At 47.6% G+C, this 361-nt stretch carries 1 pseudogene; it reads left to right on the top strand.

Going from position 1 to position 361, the window contains the following annotated elements:
• A pseudogene (locus MD535_RS25895) lies at window positions 1-361 on the top strand (S-(hydroxymethyl)glutathione dehydrogenase); the annotation flags it as partial.

The following is a 361-nucleotide window of genomic DNA, read 5'->3' as shown; positions in this document are numbered from 1 at the left end:
TGAATGTGGCGAATGCAAGTTCTGTACTTCTGGCAAAACAAACTTATGCCAAGCGGTGCGTGAAACGCAAGGTCAAGGCCTAATGCCAGACGGCACAAGCCGCTTCTCTATTAATGGCGAAACAATCTTCCATTACATGGGTTGTTCTACATTCTCTGAATACACAGTACTTCCAGAAATTTCATTAGCGAAAGTCGCTAAAGAAGCACCTCTTGAAGAAGTCTGTCTACTTGGCTGTGGTGTCACAACGGGTATGGGTGCTGTGCTAAACACGGCTAAAGTACAGCAAGGCGATACGGTTGCGGTATTTGGTCTTGGTGGTATCGGCCTTTCTGCCATTATCGGTGCACGTATGGCGGGG

Source organism: Vibrio qingdaonensis (assembly GCF_026191675.1).
GTDB lineage: Bacteria > Pseudomonadota > Gammaproteobacteria > Enterobacterales > Vibrionaceae > Vibrio > Vibrio qingdaonensis.
Note: the sequence above shows the minus strand (reverse complement) of the source record. Positions and strands in the feature narration are given on the sequence as shown.